The sequence below is a fragment of the Bartonella sp. AA2SXKL genome, assembly GCF_042197205.1.
In the GTDB taxonomy this organism is placed as follows: Bacteria; Pseudomonadota; Alphaproteobacteria; order Rhizobiales; family Rhizobiaceae; genus Bartonella.
Window position 1 is genome coordinate 1 of the sequence record NZ_JBHIRN010000181.1, and the last position, 662, is coordinate 662.

The window sequence follows — 662 nt, forward strand, 5'->3', positions numbered from 1 at the left end:
TCTTTTACTTTTTTTTTCAATTCTGTAACATGCTCATTGAAATGATAAAGTGCGTGTTGACCCTTTTGTTTCCATGTGTCAAATATGTCAGAGATGTTCTCAAAGCTGTTACTATGAGAACTCAAACGACTCATGGGAACGAGTTCGTTTTTTAATTGTGCGATGCGTTTTTTAATTTTAGCATTTTTGGTGTGGGTCGAAAATAGGCACATGGGTTTCCTCCTTCATGTGTTATAGTGTTTCATACAGTTGGAATTGTGTTTGGGATTTTGCTATAACGGCTTAAAAATTGAAAGGTTGCATTGTGTGCGCTTACTTGCTTTTCAGTGAAGCGAAGAAACCAAGAGCTTTTGTGCAATGAGAGAATGTTCCTTTCATTCCTTTTTTCAAGTTGTACTCTTTTAATTGTGCTCTGGTAAGCGTTGCCGTAAATGATGATCGATAACGCAGGTTTTGAAAATTTGAGGGCTTGATGAACACAGTGTATTCTTTATCTAAACCTCTTGAACGTCGCCAATCTGTTGCTGTTACGGTTGGTGATGTGCTGGTTGGGGGGAGGAGTCCAATTGTTGTTCAATCAATGACTAATACGGATACTGCTGATGTTGATGCAACAGTTGCACAAGTTGCAGCTCTTTGGCAGGCCGGTTCGCAATTGGTTC

At 39.4% G+C, this 662-nt stretch carries 2 protein-coding genes; one reads left to right on the forward strand and one right to left on the reverse strand.

Going from position 1 to position 662, the window contains the following annotated elements; all coding sequences use genetic code 11:
- On the reverse strand, window positions 1-212 hold a 212-nt coding region (locus tag ACFINS_RS10550), incomplete at its 3' end, for a hypothetical protein (protein ID WP_375706241.1).
- Window positions 213-472: 260 nt separating this feature from the next.
- Between ACFINS_RS10550 and ACFINS_RS10555 the strand changes: the two genes are divergently transcribed.
- Window positions 473-662: flavodoxin-dependent (E)-4-hydroxy-3-methylbut-2-enyl-diphosphate synthase (locus tag ACFINS_RS10555; protein WP_375706242.1), on the forward strand; the 190-nt coding region annotated here is incomplete at its 3' end.